Origin of the sequence: Falsiruegeria litorea R37 (genome assembly GCF_900172225.1) — a bacterium.
Classification (GTDB): Bacteria; Pseudomonadota; Alphaproteobacteria; order Rhodobacterales; family Rhodobacteraceae; genus Falsiruegeria; species Falsiruegeria litorea.
Window position 1 is genome coordinate 1 of record NZ_FWFO01000009.1, and the last position, 15,339, is coordinate 15,339.

10 protein-coding genes and 1 pseudogene are annotated in these 15,339 nt (G+C 62.7%); 4 read left to right on the forward strand and 7 right to left on the reverse strand.

Going from position 1 to position 15,339, the window contains the following annotated elements; genetic code table 11:
- The 3 genes and pseudogenes from TRL7639_RS23420 to TRL7639_RS23185 form a co-directional block, all read left to right on the forward strand.
- Positions 1 to 126, forward strand: a pseudogene (locus tag TRL7639_RS23420) (GDP-mannose 4,6-dehydratase); the annotation flags it as partial.
- A gap of 3 nt (positions 127 to 129) precedes the next feature.
- Positions 130 to 981 (forward strand): FkbM family methyltransferase, encoded by an 852-nt coding sequence (locus TRL7639_RS22225; protein ID WP_085798112.1) that lies wholly within the window; start codon positions 130 to 132, stop codon positions 979 to 981.
- Positions 982 to 989: 8 nt separating this feature from the next.
- Positions 990 to 1,133 (forward strand): hypothetical protein, encoded by a 144-nt coding sequence (locus TRL7639_RS23185; protein WP_165759891.1) that lies wholly within the window; start codon positions 990 to 992, stop codon positions 1,131 to 1,133.
- Between the two features lie 18 nt (positions 1,134 to 1,151).
- On the opposite strand, the gene TRL7639_RS22230 is transcribed toward TRL7639_RS23185, so the two are convergent.
- The 7 genes from TRL7639_RS22230 to TRL7639_RS22260 all read right to left on the reverse strand — a co-directional run bounded on the left by TRL7639_RS22230 (position 1,152) and on the right by TRL7639_RS22260 (position 13,022).
- On the reverse strand, positions 1,152 to 1,916 hold the full coding sequence (locus TRL7639_RS22230) for a metallophosphoesterase family protein (protein ID WP_085798113.1): 765 nt from the start codon (positions 1,914 to 1,916) through the stop codon (positions 1,152 to 1,154).
- Between the two features lie 69 nt (positions 1,917 to 1,985).
- On the reverse strand, positions 1,986 to 3,305 hold the full coding sequence (locus tag TRL7639_RS22235; RefSeq protein ID WP_235820491.1) for a polysaccharide biosynthesis/export family protein: 1,320 nt from the start codon (positions 3,303 to 3,305) through the stop codon (positions 1,986 to 1,988).
- A gap of 175 nt (positions 3,306 to 3,480) precedes the next feature.
- Positions 3,481 to 4,791, reverse strand: coding sequence for an HlyD family type I secretion periplasmic adaptor subunit (locus TRL7639_RS22240; RefSeq protein WP_085798114.1), 1,311 nt, complete (start codon positions 4,789 to 4,791; stop codon positions 3,481 to 3,483).
- Entirely contained in the window at positions 4,775 to 6,955 is a 2,181-nt protein-coding gene (locus TRL7639_RS22245; RefSeq protein WP_085798115.1) for a type I secretion system permease/ATPase, read from the reverse strand. Before TRL7639_RS22245 ends, TRL7639_RS22240 begins: the two co-directional genes overlap by 17 nt.
- Positions 6,952 to 8,310 carry a TolC family protein gene (locus tag TRL7639_RS22250; protein ID WP_085798116.1) on the reverse strand — a complete coding sequence of 453 codons (1,359 nt, stop codon included), beginning with the start codon at positions 8,308 to 8,310 and terminating at the stop codon, positions 6,952 to 6,954. The genes TRL7639_RS22245 and TRL7639_RS22250 overlap by 4 nt, the downstream gene beginning before the upstream one ends.
- 17 nt (positions 8,311 to 8,327) lie before the next feature.
- Positions 8,328 to 9,149, reverse strand: a complete 822-nt coding sequence (locus TRL7639_RS22255; protein WP_085798117.1) for a SapC family protein — start codon at positions 9,147 to 9,149, stop codon at positions 8,328 to 8,330.
- 75 nt (positions 9,150 to 9,224) lie between these two features.
- On the reverse strand, positions 9,225 to 13,022 hold the full coding sequence (locus TRL7639_RS22260; RefSeq protein ID WP_085798118.1) for a beta strand repeat-containing protein: 3,798 nt from the start codon (positions 13,020 to 13,022) through the stop codon (positions 9,225 to 9,227).
- Between the two features lie 249 nt (positions 13,023 to 13,271).
- Here TRL7639_RS22260 and TRL7639_RS22265 point away from each other — a divergent pair, with 249 nt between their 5' ends.
- Positions 13,272 to 15,335: a hcalcium-binding protein gene (locus tag TRL7639_RS22265; protein ID WP_085798119.1), complete on the forward strand. Its 2,064-nt coding sequence runs from the start codon at positions 13,272 to 13,274 to the stop codon at positions 15,333 to 15,335.
- The last annotated feature ends 4 nt before the right edge of the window (positions 15,336 to 15,339 follow it).

Genomic DNA, 15,339 nt, shown 5'->3' on the forward strand with positions numbered 1-15,339 from the left:
TGGACGCCCGAGATCACCGTGCAGGAAATGTGCGCCGAAATGGTGGCCGAGGATCTGAAAACCGCCCGCCGTCACGCATTGCTGAAAGAGCACGGCATGGATCTGCCGGTCTCACACGAGGGGTAAGTTATGCTGAATACTCTACGGTTTCTCATAAAACATCCGCTCAACAGGCCAAACCGGCTCGGCGCATTATCGCGCTTTATGCGCTGGCAATTCGCGACTCGAATCATGCCATATCCGCAGCATGTCCCTTTCGTGAATGACACCGTGCTGATCATGGAAAGAGGCATGTCAGGCGCAACGGGAAATTGGTATTGCGGGCTGCATGAAGTGGCCGATATGGCCTTTGTCCTCCATGCATTGCGGGCGGGCGATCTTTTTGCAGATGTGGGTGCAAATATCGGCAGTTTCACGGTACTGGCGTCAGGGGGGGTTGGTGCGCGCTCCATTTGCCTGGAACCAATTGCCAGCACATTCGCACGACTGCAGCGTAATATTGTCTGCAATGGAATTGATGCCCGCACGATGGCCTATAATGTCGGCGCCGGATCCAAGGCGGAACAGCTTCGCTTCACTGCCGACAGCGACACCACAAATCGCGCGATTGACGGGGAATATCTAGGGGAAACGGTTGAAGTATCAGTTCACCGGCTGGATGATCTCCTACAAGGAGAGGTCCCGTTCCTGGTCAAAATCGATGTTGAAGGCTTTGAAGCCGAGGTGTTGAAGGGCATGTCTGGATTTTTGTCCGACCCAAGCCTGAAGTCGATTATCACGGAAAACAACGCATCTGGTTCAGAAAGCGTCAGCGCAATTATGGCCGACCATGGATTTGAAGCTTATTCCTACGATCCCTTTCAACGTAAATTGAACTTGGGTGGCACCGGGCAGAATACGATTTTCATACGTGACATCGTGACATTGCAGGATCGAGTTACGACAGCACCTCAGTTCTCTTTGGTAAACGGTGCCATTTAATCCTGGGCATGGGTCGCAATGAAGGTCTATATGGCAGGCCGCCGGGGCATGGTGGAGGGCGATCCTGCGCCAGCATCCCTCTGGAAGAGGGCATTCGCCAGACCTATGCGTGGTTCCTGTCTCTGGACGCAGCCGATCTGCGCCAAAAATAGGCTCTAATAGGGTCTGTTTCAGGCCTGAATGAAGCGGATATCGCCCGGCTCGATATAGGCCGCCGTCAACTTGCCGGTGGCAAAGGCACCGGTGTCGGTGGCGATGCGCCCATCGGTGGCGTTGGCCTGATCCACGATGGTATGGCCATGTACCACCCAGGTGCCGTCGCTGCGGGTCTTGTGGCGGAAATCGGGGTGGCCCCATTTCAGGATGCGTGGGCTTTGATCCAGGATCGGCTCGGCGGGATCCGCACCAGCATGCACCACCGCGATATTGCCGCTCTGCCACGAGGTGGGCATGTCTTCGAGCCATTTGATCAACTCTGGCCCCATGGCATCTTCAAGCGCGTTGCGCGCCTGTTCCATCGCCCCCTCCGAGCTTTTGTCGGAAATGGCGCCGACATCAAAGCTGAACAGGGTCTGCAGACCGCCATAGCGCAACCAGCGGGCACCGCGTTCGGCGGGGTCTTCGAGGAACTTGAGCAGCATGTCTTCGTGATTGCCGGTCAGGCAGATCACCTGTCGGTCCGCGCTTTGATACAGGCCATGGACATGGCGCAGCACCTGGGCGCTTTGCTCGCCCCGGTCGATGTAGTCGCCGACAAAGACCAGCGGCACATCCATCGCGCCGTCTTCGGCGTCGATCTTGGCGAGCAGTTTTTCCAGCAAGTCCATGCGGCCATGCACATCCCCGACAACATAGAAGGGGGTATCGGGGGCCAGCTCGGCGGTGAAGGGAACGGCCTTGGGTTTGCCGGAGAAGAGGCGTTTTAAAAGTGACATGCAAAGGGAAATATAGGAACCGGCATGAGGGGTCCAGACTGGAGCCCTCATGCCGTGGGTCTCAGGCCATCACAGGGCTGCGATGGCGGCTGCGATCAGGCCCGGGCCAAGCTGGTTGACGACGCGGCCCCAACGGGTCACGCGCTGTTCGGCGATGAAGACGATGTCGTTGGGCCGCAGCTCCAGCTTGGTGGCCAGAACAAAGGCGGTGGCGTCTTCGGCATCCAGATGCAGGGCAAGGACACGCTCTTGGTGGCCCTTCTTGGGGGCGGCACGCAGCACGTAGATTTCCGATGGATCCGAGGTTTCGCTGGAAAATCCGTTGCCGTCGAACAGCGCGTCGGCCAGCGTCGTCTGGCGACCAAAGGGCAGGGTGTAGCGGCTGGGCTGGCTGCGTTCGCCAGCCAGGTAGACATAATCACGATCCACCCCGTCCAGTTCGATCCGAGCCTGGAAGTTGCTGCGCTGCTCGTCCAGCTCTGCGCGCCGCAGCGAGATTTCGGTAGTCAGCTCTTCGAGGGCGCGTTCGCGGGCGGCCAGGCGGACCGTGGTCAGTTGAATCTGTTGGCCAAAATAGGTTTCGGCCTTGTCCAGCTCGTATTCGCTGTCGACATAGATGCTGTCGCTTGCCACCAGGCGAATGCGCTGCATGTCAGGATTGTCGAGGTATTCTTGCAGCGGGATCTGATAGAGGGTGCCGTCACGATAGAGCCGGATCGAGGCGAAATCGAGGTCGCGCACGGCCAGGCCGCCCGCAGCGGCGATGGCCTGATCCAGATAAAGCGGGGTCAGGTTGATCGAGCTGACCCCGGGCTGGCGCACAGCACCACCAACGCTGACACGTTGCGAGTTGAACTCGGCGATCTCGAGGCTGAAGGCAGGGTCGATCTGGTTTTCCACCAGGCTCTGGAACAGCTCGGCCTCGGCTTCTTCGATGGTCAGGCCGGCCAGGCGGACGCGGCCCACATCCGGGATTGCGATGGCGCCGTCATCCTGCACGGTATAGCCGCGGCGGTTGTTCTGGGCTGCCAGCAGGCCGCTGAGTTCTTCGACCGAGTTGCGGCTGGATTTGGTGGCCAGCAGCACCACGTCGCCAACGCCGATGCGATAGGGACCGACGCGGGGCTCAACAGGGACATTGCTTCTGAGGGTCGAGGGGCGCTGTTCTTCTGGCAGCGAGCTTTCAGGCAAGGTGCCCGCGCCGCGCAGGGTGCCCGAGGTGCCCGCGCTCTGGAAAAATACAGATGGCAGCGATTTTGGGGTATAACCCGAGCGGTTGTAAGTGCTGATGGTCTGCTCCGAGACAGGCACAACAACGACGTGTTCATCATTCTTAGGCACATCAGGCGCAACATAAATGGTGCTGCAGGCACTCAGAAACGCGAACACGACAAGCAAAACGGATTTTGGCAACATAGTCTTCCCCGGAATTCATTGATATTCCTATGGTCGGGAATCGACGGGACTCGCAAGTCTTAGTTGCCAACCGCGCCAAAAAAACGCCATATTGTGTTTTTCCTGCGCGCGGGGATCCGCTCAGCCCATGAGCCGATGGGATTGAGGGTCATTCTCTGAGGGCGCGATCTTTAACGCGGACAACCGGCTGGATCAGGTAATCCAACACCGATTTGCGACCCGTCAGGATGTCGACTTCGGTGATCATGCCGGGGATGATTTCAACCGCGATCCCATCGCCATCCAACATGGTGTTTTCGGTGCGCACCTCGACCACAAACACCTCTTCGTCATTGCGTTCCGAGCGGGTGATCGTGTCGGCACCGATGCGGGTAATCTCGCCATCCAGGCTGCCATAGCGCGAGAAGTCATAGGCCGTGATCTTGACCTTGACCGGTTGGCCCGCGTGCAGAAACGCGATGTCGGCGGGGCGCACGTAGGCCTCGACCAGCAGGGTATCATCCAGCGGCACGATCTCGATCAGGTCCTCGCCGCTGCGCGCGAGCGCCCCAAGCGTGCTGCGGTGGATGCGGTTGACGATGCCACGCACAGGTGCGTGCAGTTGCGCCCGCGCCGCGCGACGTTCCAGCGCGGGCAGGGCGGGTTTCAGCGCCGCCAGCTCGGCCGTGGCCAGCGCCAGATCGGTGAGCGCTGCACTGCGAAAGCGTTTGCGCTGTGCCCGGATGCGTTCGTCAATTTCGCTGAGGCCTGTGTGCAGACGGTTTACCACCGCTTCGGCGCGAACCTGACGGCCCTGCCATTCGGCCTCGCTGCGGCGCAGGGTGAGCAGCGTGGTGGCGGGTTCCATTCGCCGTTCCACCAGTGGGGCCATGATGGCGCGTTCCTCGGCCAGCACCATGAGCGTGGCGGTGGCGGTGACCTGATCCACCATCCCCTCTTCGTACTCGCGCTGCCGCTGCAGGCGCTGGTTTTCCAGGATGTCGATTTCCGCCTGCAATTCCGCCTGCCGCCCCTGATACAGCGCGGTTTCCGAGCGCACCACATCCGCTGCCTCGGCCAGCAACTCGTCGCTGAAGCGTAAGGCTACGTCGTCGATCTCGGCCTGCAGCCGTTCGATCCGGGCCATCAGGCCAAAGGCGCGTTGCTGTTCCTGGCTGAGCTGGCTGTCCAATTGGGTGCCGTCCAGTTCCATCAGCAGGGTGTCCTGATCGACCACCTGGCCTTCGCGCACATGCAGCGCCTGCAGCACGCCCGCCTCGGTGGCCTGGATCACCTGGATGTCGCCCGAGGGCACGATGCGCCCATCCGCACGGGTGACATCGTCAATCTCGGTGTTGTGCGCCCAAAGCCCTGCGGTGACCAGAAAGCCCAGGATCACCAACAGCAGCAGCGAGCCGCGCAGGGGCGAGCGCCCGCGCATCTCGCGGGCCAGCTTGTCCAGATCAGGATGCCGCGACATTGGCCTGTCTCCCCTGTTTAGAGCCTGTTTTGGGGGCGTGACGGGTCAGCAGGCTTTTGGGCCCGTCAGCACCAACCTTGCCGTCTTCGATCACGATCACCCGGTCGACCAGTTCCAGCAGGCTGGTGCGGTGGGTCACGATCACCATGGTACTGTCGGCGGCGGCCTCTTTCAGGCGCTTGATCACCGCGGCCTCGTTCTGCACGTCCATGGCGCTGGTGGGTTCGTCAAACAGCAGGATCGGCGGGCGTCCGACCAAGGCACGGGCCAGGGTGATGGCCTGGCGTTGTCCGCCTGACAACCCCTCGCCGCGTTCCCCCAGCATCATGTCATAGCCATGCGGGTGCTGGGCCAGAAAATCCTCGACCCCGGCGGTGCGGGCGGCCGCGACAATGTCGTGATCACGCGGGCGGATCGCCCCGATCGAAATATTCTCGCGCACGGTGCCGGAAAACAGCCAGATGTCCTGCAAAACCGATCCGATATTACGGCGCAGATCGCCCGGATCAATTTGACGGATGTCCAGCCCATCGACCATGACCGAGCCCACGCGCGGCTGATAAAGCCCCAGAAGCAGCCGCGCCACGGTGCTTTTGCCCGATCCGATGCGGCCCAGGATGGCGACCTTTTCGCCCGGATTGATGCGAAACGACACGCCCTTGAGCGCATCATTGCCCTGATCGGGGTAGGCGAAATAGACGTTGTTGAAGGTGATACCACCGTCCAGCTTGGGGCGGCTGATCCAGCTGCGCCCCTCGGGGCGTTCGCTCTCGCTCTGCATCAGGGCATCGAGGTTGCGATAGGATGTGCGCGCCTGATTGGCCCGTGTCAGGGTCTGTGCCAGCTGTCCCAGGGGCGCCAAAGCCCGCCCCGTCAAGATGACCGAGGCGACCAGTGCACCCATGCTCGCCTCGCCTGCGGTGATCAGAAAGACGCCGTAGAACACGATCAGCACCTGCGCCGCCTGCTGGGTGAAGCCGGTCAGGTTTAGGGCAAACTGGCTGATGGCGCGGCTGCGCTGCCCGTGCTGGGCTTGCCGTTCAATCGCCTCGTCCCAGCGGGCACGCATCTGGCGGGCGGCCCCGGTGGTCTTGATGGTTTCGATCCCGGACACGGTTTCCACCAGCACGCTTTGTTTGGATTGCCCGTCGGCAAAGCTGCGCTCGGCCAGGCGCGACAGCAGTGGCTGCACGGCGAGCCCGGTCAGCAGCACCACCGGAACCGCCAAAGCAGGCACCAAGGCCAGCGGCCCGCCGATCAGGTAGATCACACCGACAAACAGCGTGATGAAAGGCAGATCCACCACCGCCACCAGCGTGGCCGAGGTAAAGAATTCGCGCAGGGTTTCGAACTCGCGCAGGGTGTTGGCCATGGCCCCGGTCGATCCCTTGCGCGCGTGCATCTGCATGTTCAGCAGTTGGTCAAAGATACGCCGCCCCATTTGCGCATCGGCGCGGTTGCCGGCCCGGTCGATGAAACCGGCGCGCAGCATCTTGATCACGAAATCAAACAGCAACGCCAGCCCGACGCCAAGGGTCAGCGCAATGAGCGATTCCGTCGCCTCGTTCGGTAGTACCCGGTCATAGACGATCATGATGAAGATCGAGGTCGTCAGCCCCAGCACATTGGCCAGCACGGCGGCCAGGATCACCTGAGTATAAGACCAGCGGTTGGCAGCGAGCGCCGACCAGAACCAATGCCCGTGCCGCCCCTTGGCCGTGGCGGCGATATCGTCGCGGTGTTCGCGCCGAAACAGCAGCGCATAACCGGTGTAGCTGTCTTGCAGCTCGCGCTCGTCGAGCTCGCCGATCCCTTCGCCCAGGGCCGGATCATGGATCAGCAGCCTGCCCTTGGGGTCGCGGCCATGGAAGACCACGGCGCGGTCATCCTTGAGCAACAGGATCGCAGGGGTAAGCGCGGCGTCAAATTGGCTGAGTTTTCGGGCGCCGAACCCCGCTTGCAGCCCGGCGCGTTCGGCAGCGGCGATGGCATCGCGGACAGACAGCGTGCCGGATGTTCCCGATTGCGCCGCATGGAGGGCTGCCAGAGTGATGGGGCGGTCCAGGCTGTCGGCCACATGCAGGATGCAGGCTTCTAGGGCAGGGACGATATCGGGTTCAAATCGGGGGGACTTTCCAACGGTATCGACCTGCGAGAGCGTCATGATGGTGGCTCATCCTCTTCGCCCCAATCGTTCAGGGCTATGCCAAATACATCCAGGATGTCACCGGTCAGGCTGAGCGCGGCATAATTGGTCAGAAAGAAATTCTGTTCCGCCAATATCAACCGTTCCTGCGCCCCGACATAGTCGCGCTGTGCATCCAGAATCTCGATCAGGCTGCGACGCCCGATAGTGAACTGTTCCTGTGCGGCCGCGACACTGTCGGCATTGGCCTTTGCGGCAATTCGGGCAGCCTTGAGCCGTTCTGCACCGGCTTTCTGGTCCGACCGAATGAATTCCAGTTCACGACCGATCTCGCGGATCAGCAAATCGCGTTCGAATTGGACTTCTTCCACTCTGGCCTCGGCCGCTTTGACAGCAGCGCGACGCTGACCAGAAGTATCCAGATCAAAGTTTAACGACAGGTCAACGGAAACGTCCGGATCGTCATTTGCATTGCGATCTCCAAGCGCGCCGGCCACTAGGCTGGGACGGCGGCGCGCCTTGGCGGCGATCAGATCGGCCTCGGCCGCACGCAGGCTGGCGGTCAGCGCCCGGACCCGGGGGCTGTTGCCGACGATTTCACTGTCGCTGCGGGTCAGGCCGGGGGCGGCCTGTGGTTGCGGCAGGGAAGAGGGGGCGCGGGCAAAGACCTCGCGAAAGCGCGCCTCGGCCCGGTCAGCGCGCGCCTGCGCATCGGCGTAGAACGTACGCGCATCGGCCATGCGCGAGCGGGCGGTCAGTACGTCGGCCTCGGACCCTGCACCGCTGTCGGTGCGTTCGCTGATCTGGCGTTCCAGCCGCTCGTGCGTGGCGACGTTGTCGCGGGCGATGGACAGCAGTTTGCGCCGGTCCAGCACCATCACATAGGCCTCGATCGCCTCGAGCGTGACAGCCGCCGCCGTGGTCAGCTGATCGCCGCGGCTTTCCAGAACGCGGGCGCGGGCGGCGGTCTGGTCGCCCGCTGCCGCACCGCCGTCATAGACCAGCTGCGAGATGCGCAGATAGGGCGAGGTGCTGGCCTCGTTGATGGTTTGCTGGCGCGAGCTTGCGTTGACACCCACCGAGACCTGCGGTTTCCAGGCGCCTTCGGCCGCCTCTTGCTCGGCTTGGGCGGCGCGGATGCGCACGCTGCTTTGGGCCAGATCGGGGCTGGTGTTGACGGCTTGGGTGATCTGCTGGCCAAAGCTGCTTTTGGCCAGGGCGCTGTCGATCTGGGCCGCGCCGGCTCCGGCGGTGCCGGTGGCAAAAGAGGCTTCGACGGTGGAAAGATCAGGCGCAATATCACAGGCGGCCACGGCCAGAAGGATCAGACCGGCAACCCCTGCTCTGGCAGAGGGGGCTTCACCTGTAGACATTTGCTCTCCTCTCCCGATTACCCGGGCACTGCGTCGTTTTCCTGCGCTTGTGCCAGAGCAGAGAGAAACCCGTCAAGCGCATCATTGCCCGGAGAGGTTGTATCTGTGTCAGGTGTGGCTTTCGTAAGACCCGTCTGTCGGCTTGCCTTGTCCAGCCAGAGACAGTGCTGCAACGAAACCTGATGGGCATGGATCAGGCGCAGCGCGTCCTGGCGTGCGAGCAACACAAGATGCGCATCGGGCAAGGATTTGAGTCGCCCACTGTCGATGGTCAACAGGCCGACGGGCAGATCAACCCCCTCGTGTGAGATGAACGGCGTGAACAGCTCCATCGCCTCAAGCGTGGCGCAGAGCACTTCGGTCGCCTGCATTGCTGCGGCGCGGGTGCGTGAGAACTGCACCACTTGGGCCAGCCCCGGGGACAGCGTGCCATCGGGGGCAAAAAATGGCTCGTCGCGCGGGTTATCCGTGATCAGACCGCTGTTTTCATCAATCAGAAGGGCCATCTGATCCTGTTGGCCGGTGGTTTGGGACGCAAACGGATGGCTGCGCAGGTGTGAGGGCACATAAGTCCCCAGCCAGTGCCCCTCGTGGCTGACAAAGGGGGTGTCCTGCTCGGGGATCAACGACAGGAGCGCCACCGGGGTGACCGCTGATCCGCTATTGGGGCCGCTGCGGCGAAAAGCCAGGGGAAAGGCGCTGGCGCAGTGCAGGATTTCCTCGGCCACAACGGGAACTTCAGCTAGGGGCCGGGCAAAGTCATACGAGGAAAAGCGCCGCCAGAACCGGTGCCCGTGCCGCGCCTTGCTGATCGGGACAAGATCCGTTTGTGCTGCCATCTGCGGGTCCGTTCTGGTCCGGGTGTTTGGGTCCGGCGGCTCCCTGTTGCAGGGCCCGCCGGTACCGTGTTTGCGTCAGGCCGCAGCACCGGTCGGGTCGGTGTGCAGGATGTTGTCTGCATGCAGCGTGCTGAGATCGCTCAGACCGTTGAAGGTGCCCATGACCTCGGCTGTGGCGGTATCGGCATCCGAGAAGGTGACGCGCGCCATCGCCGCGTTGCTGCCATCGCTGGCCATGAAGTAGAAGACATCGCCCGCATCTGTGCCCACCAGGGTTTCGGCTGCATCTGCCAGGGTGTCCGCGTTCAGATCGCTCACCGCAGTGGTAAAGCCCACCACGCCGGTGTCCGTTCCGATGGTGGCACCGCTGGCCAGGTTCTCGACCCCTGTGCCAGCCCCGCGCAGGGACGACATATCCAGCCCGCTGAAGGTGATGGCATCGGTGATCTGGGCCTCTGGGCCCAGGGTGAAGCCGGTGACCGTATCGGTGCCATTGGCGCTTGGGTCGGCCTCGAAGACTACCACGTGGCGACCGCCTTCGGAGACGTCGATGCTGTCATTGCCGCCGCCGCCCTGGATGACGTTGCTGACATCCTCGGCCACCAGCGTGTCGGCGCCATCGGTGCCGAATTGCAACGTCGTGGGGCCTCCATCGGGTGTGGTGAGTTTCAGCACGATGGGTTTGCTGGCGTCCTGCACGGTCATCTCGAATGTCACCAGCGGGGACGAAAGATCACCAAAGCTGGTGGCGGCGCCGGCAAAGTTCACCGTCGAGGCATCTGCGGGGTTGGCCAGGAATAGGCTAAAGGCGTTGTTGGCGTTGACCGATCCCGCATCAAAGGCGACGACACTGGAATCAAACGTCATCTGCGAGGTCACGGCCAGCCCGCCCGAAACATCCCGATCGGGATCGGCATACATGGCAAATGTGACGGTTGACCCATCGCGCCCGGTTTCGGCAATGACATAGGCACCAGCATCATAGGCCACGGCGGTGTCGGTCGCAGGCAGCGGATCGCGCCCGCCTGCAACAGAGGCATTTGCCTCAAAGCTCAGGTTGGTGCCAGCAGTGATCGCCGAGAAGCTGGACGCCGGAATTGCCAGAGACCAGCTGCCGTTCGAGGCAACGGTGGCCGAGCCCACCAGAGTGCCATTCAAGGTGACATCCACGGATTGCCCCGCCGCCAGCTCGGCAGAAGAGCCCGAAACCGTCAGGCCACTGGCCTTGGCGGTCGACAACACCACGGCATCATTGGACCCTACATCGTTGAGAGTCAGGATCGGGCGGAAATCGGTGCTCAACCCGGCGCTGGCTTGTGTCGCAGCATTGCCTGCCGCGTCAGAGACATTTGCACTCAGCGCGTAATCTGTCGTGTCCGCCAGCGTGGCCAGATCGGCCTGCGGGATGGTCACGCTCCAGGCGCCACCGCTCGCGGTCGCCGCGTAGGTCTGCCCATTGAGGGTGACGGTGACGGTTTGCCCATCCTCGGCGGTGGTGCTGCCCGAAACGGCCAGGTCGCTCTTGCGCTCGATCGCATCGAGCACACCGCCGACACTGAGCGCGTTCAGGGTAAGGGTGGGTGCGGTGAAATCGGTCGCAAAGCTGGATGTGGCGCTGCCCACGTTGCCGGCGTCATCCGCGACATCCGCCTTGGCCGTATAGGTCTGCCCGTCTTGTAAGGCGGCCAGGCTGGCAGCCGGGATCGTTAGCGACCAGGCCCCACCGGTCACGGTGGCGGTGCCGCTGGCGTCAACCGTGCCGTCCGAGCGAACCAAGGAGACCGTAACCTGGGTGCCATCGGGTGCGTCCGAGCCGCCGGTCATGGTCAAGTCGGTGCCCTGTTCGGCGGCATTCATCACCGCCCCGTCCGACAGTGCGGTGAGCGTCACGGTGTACGCGGTGAAATCGGTGTCAAAGCTGCTGCTGGCCTGGGTGGCCGCGTTGCCTGCGACGTCCGAGACATCAGCCGTGAGCGGGATGGTTGCGCCATCCGTCAATGCGCTCAAACTTGCGGCCGGAACGGTGACCGACCAGCTGCCGCCCGACACCGTACCGGTGTAGGTCTGACTGTTCAGGGTGACAGTCACGGTCTGTCCATCCTCGGCATCGGTGGTGCCAGAGACCGTCAGATCCGTGCCCGCTTCGGCCGCGTTCATCACGGCCCCAGACGACAGCGAGGTGATTGTCAGGGTGGGTGCGGTGAAATCGGCGAGGAACCCGGACGAAACCTGTGGGGCCGCTATGCCATCGGTGTCCGAGACATCCGCCGTCAATGTGTACGCTCCGCTATTGGTCAGCGCGCCCAGATCGGCGGCAGGAATGGTCACGCTCCAGTTGCCGCCCGACACGGCGCCCGTATAGGTCTGACCGTTCAAGGTGACAGTGACGGCCTGACCGTCGGGAACATTGTTCGTCGTACCGCTGACGGTCACGTCTGCTCCGGCTTCGGCTGCACTCAGTGCAGTTCCAAACGGCAGGTCGGCGAGGGTGAGAGACGGCCCAGTTAGATCCACCGGCACCGAGGCCGTGACCGCGGTCGAGGTGTTGCCGGCCGCGTCCGTCACCGTGACGCTGACGGCGATATCGGTCCCGGTGGTCAAACCCGCCAGATCAGCCTGCGGGATGGTCACGCCCCAGGTGCCGCCATTGGCCGCACCACCATAGTTCTGACCGTTGAAGCTCACGACGACCGGATCCCCGTCCGCTGCCGTTGTTGTACCGGTGATCTGCAGATCGCGCCCCTGGTCGATCAGATTGATGGTACCATCAGCAACCGCATTCATGGTCACGGTGGGTGCGGTGAAATCGGTGCTCAGCGCGCTGCTGGCCTGGGCGGCCGGGTTGCCTGCTGCATCCGTGACATCTGCCGTCACCGTCATGTTTGCCCCATCCCCCAAGGCCGTCAGAGCCGCGGCAGGCACGGTCACACTCCAGGCGCCGCCGCTGGCGGTGCCGGTATAGGTCTGACCGTTGAGGGTCACGGTCACGGTCTGGCCATCCTCGGCATCGGTGGTGCCGGTGATGTTCAGGTCGCTGCCCGCCTCGGCCGCATTCACGATCGCATCCCCTGCAACGGGGTTGATGGTGAGCGATGGCGGTTGCGTATCGATGGTATAAGCAACTGTTTCTGTGCCAAAAATATTCCCGGCGGCATTTTCATACGCCACCTCGATCGTGGTGGCGCCTTGCGGCAGAGCAGCAGCTTCGGCCTGGGTCAAGGTCAGGGTCCAATTGCCGTCCTCGTCCGGGGTGACGGTCTTGCTGAAGCTTCCGATGGTGACCACGACATTTTCGGTCCCGGCTGGCACGGTGGTGCCGGTGCTGGCGTTGGACAGGCCTGTGCTGGTCAGATCGCTGAGTGTCAATGGTGGGGGGGCAGGGGCCGCGCCGCCGCCGCCCCCTCCGCCGCCGCCGACTGCGCCGGCAACGCCAAGTCCGGCCAGGGCCGCGCCTGCACCGCCCAGACCCGAGGCACCGCCACCGCCGCCATCCCCACCGCCTGCGGTGTCGGCTGCCAGTTGAGCAATCTCGGCCGCGGCTTCGCCCGAGATCAGGATCTGATCGGCATCCAGAATGCGCACATCCGCCGCCTGCACGATCACCTGGCGCCCATCGAGCAGGGTCAGTTGCACACTGCCATCCCCGAGGGTCTGAACCGAGCGCACATTGGCCATCGTATCCACATCCAGATAGGCATCATCCGGGGTCGAGGCCTGCGCCAATGCGGGCAGAGCCAGCAGCAAGCCGCCCAGCCCGGTTTTGGCAAAGGCCTGCCATTTCCGGTCAAGCCATTTGCGAATGAAATGTCTGCGCGCACCATCGTCCTGCTGGTCCGCCGCTCTTTGGTCCTGTGTTGAAATTGGCGTCTTCATCGTTGTCCTCGTACGCTGCAAAGGCTGTCTGCCATGGTGAAGATGACCGCCGGATCCGCTGTCCCCCTGGATCCCTGATGTGGAACGAGCGCTGTTTGCGACATGACCCGCTCCTTCCTGTTGCGCGGCTTCACCTCTCAAAATTGAGTTAATCTGAGGCCAAAGGCCCCCTTCTCACCACAATTCCGGTCCCGGATCCGCCCCACCCCCTGTCCAGGCTGTGCCTTGTGAGTGGTTTGGGGTGTTTTCATGTTTCAATTCGTAGGTATTACGACAACGGGATCGGCTGGGTTCGATACCGGTATCGGTGATCTGGCTTTAAAAACGTTTAATGGCCAAACGTATCTTTATGCGGCCAGCGGGGTGAATGGCGGCATCACGGCCTGGCGTCTGCAATCGGGTGGCAGTCCGGTGCTCTATGACGATCAGGCTTATGCCAGTTCGATCACCAGCCAGGTGGCGCGCCGGATCATGCCGGTCACCATCGCAGGCACCGAGCATCTGGCGCTGGATGTGGACACGGCCACGGGGTTGGTGAGCTATACGCTCAACTCGGGCGGCGACATCGGCAGCCTGCGCGAGACCGTCACCTTGAGCGGCGGTGGTGACATTGACGCGATGACGCAGGTGGCTGGGGCAGGCAACGGGTTCCTCGCCATCGCTCATGACGAGACCGACCGCATTGCCACCTATCGGATCGAATCCGATGGCACGCTGACCCTGATCGGCAGCGAGGCAGGGCAGGCCGTTGCGCTCAAGACGCTTGAGACGGGGGGCAGCACCTATGTGGTCGCGGCCGACCCGGTCTCGCACAATGTGGTGGCTTATGGGATCGACACCAACAGCGGCACGCTGTCGTCTCCCAGCACCAGTGGCGCGGAATACGGGCTGGGGCTGGCAGACATCACCGCGATCGAAGTGGTGCAGGCTTACGGCGAATCCTGGGTGATCGTGGCCGCCTCGGGCAGCAATTCGCTCAGCGTCATGCGCCTGGGGCTGGATGGGCGGCTGGTGCCGACCGATCACCTGCTGGACACGCTGAGCACCCGGTTCGAAAAAGTGCAGGATCTGGCACTGATCGAGGTCCAGGACCGGGTCTTTGTGGTGGCGGGTGGAGGCGATGACGGGCTAAGCCTCTTTACCCTGACGCCGCATGGCAAGCTGATCCATCTGGAAAGCTTTGCCGACACCACCCTGACCGGGTTGCAGAATGTCGAGGCCATTGCCATGGCTTACGTGGGCACCGATCTGCAGATCTTTGCCAGCTCGCAAGAGGATGCGGGCCTGACCCAGATGTCGGTCTCGTTGGCCTCGTTGGGATATGTATTACAAGGGACCGGCACCGTGACCGGCAGCAGCAGTGACGACATGCTGATGGGGCTCACCGGGGATGCCACCCTGTCAGGCGGGGCAGGCAGTGACATCCTGATCGCGGCCACGGGAACGACCACCATGTCGGGTGGCAGCCAAGCTGACATCTTTGTCATGCGCGACGGATCGGGCACCACCACGATCACCGATTTCGAGGCCGGGATCGACCGATTGGATCTGTTTGACTATCCGATGCTGCGCAATGTCGGCCAGCTGTCGATCACCTCGACCGGGCAGGGCGCGCAGATCACCTATCGCGACAACACCATCGTGATCAATTCGGCCTCGGGCACTTCGCTTGAGGCCAGCACGATTTTCGGCGGAGAGTTCACCGGGCCGGACCATGTTCCGATCATCGGCATTGGCGGTGGCGGTGGTGGGGGCGGCACGCCTGCCATCTCGATCGGCTCGCCAGGGGTGGTGGGACAGATCACCGTGGCCACAGGCACCGCCAACACCGCGCTGAGTGACGCCGAGGTCCGGTTCACTCCATCAGGCGGCAGCATGGTGACGGCGCAGGCGGATGCCAACGGAAGTTTCGATCTGGGCCTGTCGGGCAGCAGCACAGGCACGCTGGACATCGTCAAATCCTATTCCACCGCCAGCGCCGAGATCACCGCGCTGGATGCGCTGCAGGTACTGCGTATTGCGGTGGGATTGGATCCGACCTGGGGGCCGGCTTCGGCCTTGAACCTGATCGCGGCGGACATCACCCGCGACGGCACCATCAATGCCCTTGATGCGCTGGATGTGCTGCGTGCGGCGGTGGGGCTGGAGGGGACATCCGCGCCCGAATGGCTGTTCCTGGATGCCAACGCGGATCTGTCGGGGATCACGCCCACATCCGTGAACTACAATACCGGCACCACGGTGACTGCCACCGATGGGGGTTTCAGCACCGATATGCATTCGCTTCTGCTGGGCAATATGGAGGCGTATTGAGCGT

Bases quoted from the DNA above. Each gene is read 5' to 3' on its own strand.
- TRL7639_RS22230 (WP_085798113.1), bottom strand. From the start codon at position 1,916: ATGTCACTTTTAAAACGCCTCTTCTCCGGCAAACCCAAGGCCGTTCCC.
- TRL7639_RS22260 (WP_085798118.1), bottom strand. From the start codon at position 13,022: ATGAAGACGCCAATTTCAACACAGGACCAAAGAGCGGCGGACCAGCAG.
- TRL7639_RS22265 (WP_085798119.1), top strand. From the start codon at position 13,272: ATGTTTCAATTCGTAGGTATTACGACAACGGGATCGGCTGGGTTCGAT.
- TRL7639_RS22225 (WP_085798112.1), top strand. From the start codon at position 130: ATGCTGAATACTCTACGGTTTCTCATAAAACATCCGCTCAACAGGCCA.
- TRL7639_RS22245 (WP_085798115.1), bottom strand. From the start codon at position 6,955: ATGACGCTCTCGCAGGTCGATACCGTTGGAAAGTCCCCCCGATTTGAA.
- TRL7639_RS22240 (WP_085798114.1), bottom strand. From the start codon at position 4,791: ATGTCGCGGCATCCTGATCTGGACAAGCTGGCCCGCGAGATGCGCGGG.
- TRL7639_RS23185 (WP_165759891.1), top strand. From the start codon at position 990: ATGGGTCGCAATGAAGGTCTATATGGCAGGCCGCCGGGGCATGGTGGA.
- TRL7639_RS22250 (WP_085798116.1), bottom strand. From the start codon at position 8,310: ATGTCTACAGGTGAAGCCCCCTCTGCCAGAGCAGGGGTTGCCGGTCTG.
- TRL7639_RS22255 (WP_085798117.1), bottom strand. From the start codon at position 9,149: ATGGCAGCACAAACGGATCTTGTCCCGATCAGCAAGGCGCGGCACGGG.